Origin of the sequence: uncultured Ligilactobacillus sp. (assembly GCF_948826705.1) — a bacterium.
Taxonomy (GTDB): Bacteria; Bacillota; Bacilli; order Lactobacillales; family Lactobacillaceae; genus Ligilactobacillus.
Map to the genome: position 1 here is coordinate 1 of NZ_CAQLEL010000055.1, position 8,688 is coordinate 8,688.

General features: G+C 38.8%; 5 protein-coding genes and 1 pseudogene. 3 read left to right on the forward strand and 3 right to left on the reverse strand.

All coding sequences use genetic code 11. The features are described from left to right. Positions 1 to 217 precede the first annotated feature (217 nt). Positions 218 to 1,354, forward strand: coding sequence for a site-specific integrase (locus tag Q9Q35_RS03015; protein ID WP_304652072.1), 1,137 nt, complete (start codon positions 218 to 220; stop codon positions 1,352 to 1,354). 176 nt (positions 1,355 to 1,530) lie between these two features. Continuing rightward, entirely contained in the window at positions 1,531 to 4,065 is a 2,535-nt protein-coding gene (locus Q9Q35_RS03020; RefSeq protein ID WP_304652073.1) for a M1 family metallopeptidase, read from the forward strand. 129 nt (positions 4,066 to 4,194) lie between these two features. On the opposite strand, the gene Q9Q35_RS03025 is transcribed toward Q9Q35_RS03020, so the two are convergent. Next, the gene (locus Q9Q35_RS03025; protein WP_304652074.1) at positions 4,195 to 5,580 is read right to left on the reverse strand and encodes a L,D-transpeptidase family protein; all 1,386 of its coding nucleotides are present in this window, start codon (positions 5,578 to 5,580) and stop codon (positions 4,195 to 4,197) included. 175 nt (positions 5,581 to 5,755) lie between these two features. On the opposite strand from Q9Q35_RS03025, the gene Q9Q35_RS03030 reads away from it, so the two are divergent. Next, positions 5,756 to 6,523, forward strand: a complete 768-nt coding sequence (locus Q9Q35_RS03030) for a DUF4931 domain-containing protein (protein WP_304652075.1) — start codon at positions 5,756 to 5,758, stop codon at positions 6,521 to 6,523. A gap of 77 nt (positions 6,524 to 6,600) precedes the next feature. Here Q9Q35_RS03030 and Q9Q35_RS03035 read toward each other — a convergent pair whose 3' ends face one another. Together Q9Q35_RS03035 and Q9Q35_RS03040 are read right to left on the reverse strand one after the other, a co-directional pair. After that, positions 6,601 to 7,974 carry an RsmB/NOP family class I SAM-dependent RNA methyltransferase gene (locus Q9Q35_RS03035; RefSeq protein WP_304652076.1) on the reverse strand — a complete coding sequence of 458 codons (1,374 nt, stop codon included), beginning with the start codon at positions 7,972 to 7,974 and terminating at the stop codon, positions 6,601 to 6,603. 95 nt (positions 7,975 to 8,069) lie between these two features. Next, positions 8,070 to 8,688: pseudogene (locus tag Q9Q35_RS03040) on the reverse strand (hypothetical protein); the annotation flags it as partial.

The following is an 8,688-nucleotide window of genomic DNA, read 5'->3' on the forward strand; positions in this document are numbered from 1 at the left end:
GGGGGTGCGGATTATCTTGTGACAGAAGGAGAATGTGTCAATGGGCTAGACGCCAATGGAAACCGTGTATGTAATAATCAGGTTATATTTGAAGGGTGGCGTCATGAAGATGGTAGTAAATAAAATTAGGAAAGGAAAAGCTATATTTCTTTCTCAAATGTAATCATTTGATATATTTGATTACGTTTGTTCACGTTTTATATAGCAGAAGATAAAAATGGCATCAATTAGCAAATATAAAACAAAGAAAGGCGACTTCTACCGCATTCAGCTCTACGTTGGTAAAGACGCAAATGGAAAACGTATCACGAAAACAGTCAGAGGCTTTAAGACAAAACGTGAAGCAAAAATGGCAGCTGATAAACTTTCAGCAGAGATCGCAAGTGGCAATTTTTTGGAAAAGACTGATCTAACGTTCTCAGACGTGTATGAGCATTGGTTGGATACTTATAAGCTAACTGTCCGTGAACACACCTTGATGTGTGTGGAAAGTCATTTTAGAACGCATATATTGCCAGCTCTGGGCAATACCCCTATCCAAAAAATCACAGCGCGTCAATGTCAAACAATGGTCAATGACCTTGCACAAAATAATTTAACCGCTATAAAAAATTATGCGATCCAAGCTTCACGAATTTTTGAATTTGCAATATCAATGGACTACATCAACAAAAATCCTTTCGACAAGGTAATTATACCTAAGATAAAAAAAGCACCAAAGCCCCCCAAATTTTATACTCGTGACGAGTTGGAACTTTTTTTGGATACTGCTCAAAAAATGTGTCCACCAAAAATTTATACGTTATTTCGCTTACTAGCATTTAGTGGTATGCGAATTGGAGAAGCTTTCGCTTTGACTTGGGATGACGTTGATCTTGCTTCAGAATCAATTGCCATAAATAAAACAGTAACGTATGCAAAAAAAGGTAAGGCAACTATCTCAGAACCTAAAACTCAAGCAAGCAAGAGGACTGTATATATTGATAAAAAAACACTTTTTATCTTACAGCAATGGCAAAAGATTCAACGGATAAAATTACTTGAGATCGGTTTTAATGCAAATAGTCCTCAGCAACTTGTTTTTGCTAATTCAAACAATTCTTTTATTTCAGGCATTGTTCCTAGATATTGGATCAATGAAGTCAGAAAGAAAATTGATCTTCACCCGATCTCACCACATGGCTTCAGACACACATATGCCACCTTAGCTATTCAAAGTGGTATAAATCCAAAAGAACTTCAAGCTCAGCTAGGACATAGTAATATTCAAACAACATTGCAGATTTACACAGCTATCACAGATGAGCAACGAATAGCAACACCAGACAAGTTTACCAGCTTTGTAAATTTCTGACTGATTCGTGACTGACTTTTTGGGTAAATTATGATTAATGTTGATTAATCACATATATAAATAAAGAGCACCAAAACAACTAATGATTAGTGTTTAGTGCTCTTTGTTTATTCAGGTAGTATTTTTAAGAAAAAAAGAATATAATTGGCACTAACTTATATTTAGAAGGTGATATTATGCATTTTGCAACAACATTCAAGCCAGAACACTACGATCTTTATTTTGACTTGGATCGCCAACAAAAACATTTCTTTGGTAAAACGACGATCACTGGTCTTGCTTTAACTGAGACTGTTTGGCTCCATCAAAAAAAGCTCCAGATCAATGAAGTCTTGGTCAATGGGCAGTCCCACGCTTTTAAACTTGATGACACAAAAGATGCTCTTTACTTAGAGCTTGGTTTTACTGGAAAAGTTACTTTAGAAATTACATATACTGCAAATTTGACTGATACAATGATGGGGATCTACCCTTCTTACTACGAGCTAGAAGGGCAAAAAAAGCAATTGATCGGGACCCAATTTGAAACTGATGCAGCCCGAGAAGCTTTTGTCTGTGTCGATGAACCTGATGCCAAAGCGACTTTTGACCTTGCTGTAAAATTCGATGAACAGCCAGGTGAACAAGTTTTAAGCAATATGCCGGAAAAAAGTGTTATCGCTGGTGTCCATTATTTTGAAACGACCCCTAAAATGTCAACTTATCTTGTCTGCTTTGTTTTAGGAGAACTACAAAGTAAAACCACCATGACTGCTTCTGGGATCAAGGTAGGTGTGTTTTCAACTAAAGCTCATCAACTAAAAGAGTTAGATTTTGCTTTAGATATCGCCAAACGTGCCCTTGATTTCTTTGAAGACTACTACCAAACGCCCTATCCACTCCCACATTCTTGGCAAGTAGCTTTACCAGATTTTTCAGCCGGTGCGATGGAAAATTGGGGGATCATTACTTATCGGGAAGCCTATCTCTTACTAGATCCTGACAATACGACTTTAGAGACCAAACAAAAGATCGCAACTGTGATCGCACATGAATTAGCACATCAATGGTTTGGCGATCTAGTAACGATGAAATGGTGGGATGATCTATGGTTAAATGAAAGTTTTGCCAATATGATGGAATATGTTTGTATCGATGCGCTAGAGCCAAACTGGAAGATCTGGCAAACTTTTCAAAGTACTGAAGTCCCACTAGCTTTAAATCGTGATGCTTTAGCTGGAGTCCAATCCATCTATACGCCAGTCGAAGATCCAGCTGAGATCGATGCACTCTTTGATAGTGCGATCGTTTATGCTAAAGGAGCCCGCATGCTCGTTATGGTCCGCGCCTTGATCGGTGATACTGCCTTACGCCTTGGTTTAAAACACTATTTTGCCAGCCATGCCTATAGTAACGCTACTGGGGCTGATCTTTGGCAAGCTTTAACGCAAACAACAGAGCTTGATCTTCCAAAAATAATGGATACTTGGCTCAATTGCCCTGGTTATCCCGTAATTAGTGTTAAGAAAATAGGCAATGATCTTTTGCTCGAACAGCGGCAATTCTTTACTGACCCTAGTATGGCATCTAGCCAGCTATGGCCGATCCCCTTGATGAGTAATTACCCTGAATTACCAGCTTTAATGACTCAAAGACGCTTGATCATCAAAGACTATACTAGTCTCAGACAAAAACATGGGGCTGCTTTACAATTAAATGTGCACAATAACGCCCATTTTATCGTTGATTACAGTCCTGAGCTATTACTTGATCTCCTAAAAAAATCATCCCAAACAGATGCGCTCACACGTTTTAGTTTACTGCAAGATCTAGTTTTATTAGCTCAAGCTCAAGTTGTTTCATTGCCTCAAGTCCTTGAATTAGCGGCTAACTTCAAAAATGATCATAGCCAATTAGTTACTCGAGCTTTACTGCAATTATTAGACCTCTTAAAGCCCTTTGTTGCCTCTGACAGTACTGCGCATAATGATCTGTGCACTTTAGTGGTCAGTTTTACAAGTGTTTTAAAGACAAGTCTTAACCAAGATCCGGCTGGTTTTTCTCGGCTAGACCAAGAGCTGTTGCAACCACTACTTTTAAAGGCTGAACTTTACGCTAAAGTCAAGCATGTTATAGATGAACAATTATATTTTCCTCCAACTAAGACCGACTGGGCTAAACTACCAGCCAATATCCGAGGAGTTGTGCTTAAAAATATGTTGGTAAATCACAATTCAGCTGCTTGTTTCATTGAATTTTTCAGGGAATACCAGCAAAGTGTCGATCCCAGCTATAAGGTAGATCTCAGACAAGCTTTGACTAGTTCTCCTAAAGTAGCGCAATTGACCGAATTATTAGCTAATTTCAAAGATCCAGCAGTCATCAAGCCCCAAGATCTCAGAGCTTGGCTAGAAGAGATCTTAGCTAATCCGGTCGGGCAAAAACTTGCTTGGAATTGGCTCAAACAAAATTGGACTTGGTTAGAGGAAACTGTAGGTGGAGACATGGAATTTACTGCCTATATCACCGTGATCGGCAAAACGCTCAGTTCACCCGAACTCTATGCCGATTTCAACACTTTCTTTGAACCTAAATCAGCTGATCTTGGTCTAGCCCGCGAGATCAAATTAGCTAAACATGCGATCTTTGCTCGAGTAAACTTACTTGAAGCACAACAGACAAACATGGCGCAAGCACTCCGATCACTAGCTTGGTACCAAAAACACTCGTAACCAGATAGAGTCTTCTATTGGTCTTCTATTGGTCTTTTATAGCCAAACAAGGCCCCCACGATGAAAATGCATCGTAGGGGGCCTTGTTATTTATATAGCGCTGATCGGCATCGTCTCACGCTTTATTTTTTAGTATATGATAACTGGTTCACTTTGACTCAAATTGTTGAAAACATTAGCTGCTTCACTTGGTCTCATATTGACACATCCTAAAGAGCCTTCTTTAAGATAAGCTGTGTTTGACCAATTTTTTCGCCAGTCTGCATCATGGAAACCACAACCATCTAAAGTAAATGGTACCCAATATTCTACTGGGCTAGCATAAGCTGATCCATCAGCTCTTGATCCCCGTAAGGTCGTTTTTGTTTGTTTATACATAACATAAAAGACTCCCTTAGGTGTATCATTATGCGTACTTTGAGTCCCCGTCACCACATCGATGGAAGCGACTTGTTGACCATCACGATAAGCCCACAAATGTTGCTTTTCGATCGAAACTTCAACATAGGTGTTACCGATCCCACCATTAGTTGTTGTGTCATAGCCAGTTCCGCGTGTGTCATAACCTTCACCATAGATATCACTCTTGGCATCAACTTTTGTTTCACCATTTTCCAAAGCTTTTGTCAAAGTCTTTTCAGCTTTATTAGCACTGATCGCCCAGCCATAGGTACCAGCCGGAACACTTATCTCATTTCCTTCACTTGTCTTAAAGGCCAAGCTCTTATTTAAAGTTGCTTGTTTTTGATTGATCTCGACCACTTTATTCTTTAACGCTTGCGTGTCGAACTGATATTTTCCCGCTTGATATCGAGCTGATGTTAGAATATCTGCCGTCGTTAATTCATATTCTGTTTTTTGTACAGTGTATGTGATCTTTTTACCGGTCAATTCTTTGAGTTTCTTTTCCTCTTGCTTAACAGTTGCACTATTTGCTTTGACTGGCTTTAAGTACTTAGCTGTCAGATAGATATCTTTATTACCTTCTTTTTGGCTGAACTCTTTTAAGATCGCTGAAACATCGTATTTGTTTCCCGCTTGTTCTTTGACGACCTTGACTTTATCTCCTTCTAAGATCGCATAGGCATCAACTGGTGCTTTTCGTGACTGATCAGCCTCATTTAGTTTTGCTTCTACATTTGATTTTAGCGAAGCCACCTTTTTGCCATCAACATTAGCTGGAGTCAAAGTATAGTTGACCTTTTTATCATTTGGTAAAATCGTGGCTTGTTTTTTCAATGTAGCTTCAAATTTTGCTAGATCTTTCGAGCTAAACTCTGATTCCGTCGGCTCTGCCGTATAGAGCAATTGCTTGTTGAGATAGACTTTCTTTTCAACTTTAGCTGCAGTTAGCTTTTCTTGTGCTTCTTTAGCGTTTAAGCCACCAACATTGATCCCATTGATCGTAACATTTTCATTGAAATGAGTCCGCTGTTGGTAGATGAAATAAGCACCACAAATAAGAGCTGACATTGCAATTCCAACACAGAGTATAACTTTGGTTTTATATTTCATATCGCACCTCTAATTAAATTATTACAATTATGTTACAACGTTTTACAAAAAAATACAATTATTTTTTAAGTTTTACACAATTAAGTCAACTTTTATCGCTTACCCACGTATTTAAATTTTTTTAAGTTATGTTATAATTTAGCCTATGAGTAAGTAAGGATCAGGTGAATATTTTATGGAAACAAATAGTCTTTTGACATTCAATCGTAGTATCGGTAAACAAAAGCGGATATCAAAAGCAACTGAGCCCAGTTGTCCTTTTTGTGACGTTAAACATTTAACTGATATTTACGACCAACAAGGTGAGATGATCTTTTTAAAAAATAAGTATCCTACACTCGAAAAGACCGATCAGTTCGTTTTGATCGAATCTGCTAAACACGATGGCAACATCTCTAATTATGAACCTGAAGAATGGCAAAATATTCTAGCTTATGCGATCAAACAGTGGAAAGTATTTTATAATGATCCTAAATATAAAAGTGTTTTACTGTATAAAAACTATGGCAAACTTTCAGGTGGTTCACTTTCACACCCGCACATGCAGATCGTTGGGCTTTTAGAGGCCGATGGCTACCGTGAGATCGCTCCAGCTTACTTTGGTGGTGAAACGGTCGCAACTAAAGCTTCGGCAACGCTCAATATCTCCGATCACCCCATCATGGGCTTCTTGGAATTTAACATCAGCTTTGATGAACAAAGTATCGCACCTGCGGCTGACTATATCAAAGAAGTCGTTTCATATTTACTCGCTGAATTTAATGATGGACACTGCGAAGCTTACAATCTCTTCTTTTATAAATTAGCCGATAAACTCTACTGTAAAATAGTTCCGCGTTTTATCGTATCACCTTATTTTGTAGGTTATTTTATCAGTCAAAAATTCGATGCTGAGTTTACCGCTGAAGTCGTAAAACGCCTCAAAGAAAAATATCTAAACTAGCAAAATGAGGGACCTATCACGATGCAAACGCATCATGATAGGTCCCTCATTATTTATATAGCACTGACTGCATTGTCTTATTCAAAACTAAAACGTAAGCCCTTAGGGAAGAAATTTTTGACCGTACCATTGACGACCTTGCCAAAGGCAAAGGGTTTATCATCACAGATCAATAAATACCACCCATTCTTATGCGACGTGGCCACAGTCACTGTGTTACCTGTAACATATTGTTGCCATTGTTCTTGGGTCAACGCTAGTTTTTGCTCTGTCTCAGTTGCGCTTAAAGACAAAGCTAGTGTATAGCTAGGCTCAAAGCGCTTTTTCTTAAAGACACCAAGCAATAAGCCCGGACGCATGAACTTTAAGCGTGAAATATCAGGCCAATTTTTATTGTAATAATAAAGATGGTCGCCGTAGCATTGCAATTCAGTTACTTTGAAGAGATCTTGCTTTAAGAAGTTAGCTGAAAATTCTTTCCATAAAGCAATTTGCTCTTGAGTCAAACCTGCTTTATTTTGCTTTTTATGCTTGTTTTTCTTAGCTTTTACAACTTGCGCTGGTCGCGTATCACGTAATTTAGCGATAAAATGCCCCTCACCTTTAAAGTGATGTGGCATCAAGCGAACCGTCCCAGTTAGTGCGGGCTCATCATTGCCCCAAGCTGGGACTCCACTGTCCATGCCAGTATACTTTTGTAAAGGGACGATCTCAAAGTAAGGATATTCTTGTAATAACCAGCTGATGATCTGTTCGTCTTCTTCAGGAGCAAATGTACAAGTCGAGTAGATCAATTCACCACCGACAGCTAACATTTTTACCGCTTCATCTAAGATCTCACGTTGCCGCTTAGCACATTGCGCTGGATAATTGGCATGCCAATATGTGATCGCATGTGGGTCTTTACGAAACATTCCTTCACCTGAGCAAGGCGCATCAACTACGATCTTATCAAAATAAGACTTAAAGTTTTGAGCCAATGTGGCTGGATCTTCATTTAAGACGATCGAATTTCGTGCCCCGGTCCGTTCCATATTCTCAGCTAAGACCAAAGCCCGTTTTTTATTGATCTCATTTGAAACTAATAGGCCTTGATTTGCCATCTTTTCAATGATCTGCGTCGATTTTCCCCCGGGTGCAGCACAAAGATCCAGGATCTTTTCGCCTGGTTTAGCTTCGACCACTTCACCGACATACATTGCGCTTAGATCTTGACTGTATATATACCCTGCTTGATGTTCCAACGTCTTTCCACTAATTTCTCCTACATAACCAGTTGCAACATATTCAACCGATTCATCCAGTGGATTAGCAACTTTTTTATAGTTATCTTTTAATGGATTAAGTCGAAACCCCTTTTGCACCTCGCCAGATAAACTTTCAAAGAATGCTGGGGCTTGAGCACCCAACAGAGCTTGATATTTTTTCTTAAAATCTTCTGGTAACTTCACTTCTTAAAAAAACCTCTCCTACTATATAACATAGCTTTTACTTTCATATTCTCTTTGACATTTCGTTATCTATAACTTATTTTTGCATTAAATACTCACTCTTTTTTCAACCTTGAATTGATCAATAGGTAAAATAATAGACTACTTCCCAAATAGATCGACCCCATCGTCAGTAATAGAGAAGTATACGTCGTCATTTGGAAGATAAACATCCCTGCCATGCCCCCAATGATCGTACCTAGACCTACCCAGATCGAATATGTGCGCCATTCTTCAAAAGCAAATTTAGCAGGATTAGCTTGCAAAAATACAGCTTCGTTATAGCGACGCCGTGATGATATCAACCAAACAGCCATTTGCGCTAGAAAGCCGACTGCTGCCGCAAATAATCCCAGAACTTGTACCCAATGTGAGGCTAACCACGATTCATCAGAAATGATGAAATTTTTTTTGACTAATCTGGTAGCTGATAGTAAGCCTAGGTCTTTTTTTAAAGCTTTAGCATCGATCGGGGTCAAACTATCCAAAACGATTCGATAATCATTTGTCTGAGCTGTCGTCAATTTTTGGGTCGAAGCTGCAATAAATATCTGATCATCTAGATCTGAGTGATAGTTGTCTCCCATTACACCGATCACAGGCAAATAATTACCATCTAGTTTCAAATATGCCTGGTCTTTAGGTTCATATAGTTTTTTTTCATAATTTTTTCCA

Bases quoted from the DNA above. Each gene is read 5' to 3' on its own strand.
- Q9Q35_RS03020 (WP_304652073.1), top strand. From the start codon at position 1,531: ATGCATTTTGCAACAACATTCAAGCCAGAACACTACGATCTTTATTTT.
- Q9Q35_RS03030 (WP_304652075.1), top strand. From the start codon at position 5,756: ATGGAAACAAATAGTCTTTTGACATTCAATCGTAGTATCGGTAAACAA.
- Q9Q35_RS03015 (WP_304652072.1), top strand. From the start codon at position 218: ATGGCATCAATTAGCAAATATAAAACAAAGAAAGGCGACTTCTACCGC.
- Q9Q35_RS03025 (WP_304652074.1), bottom strand. From the start codon at position 5,580: ATGAAATATAAAACCAAAGTTATACTCTGTGTTGGAATTGCAATGTCA.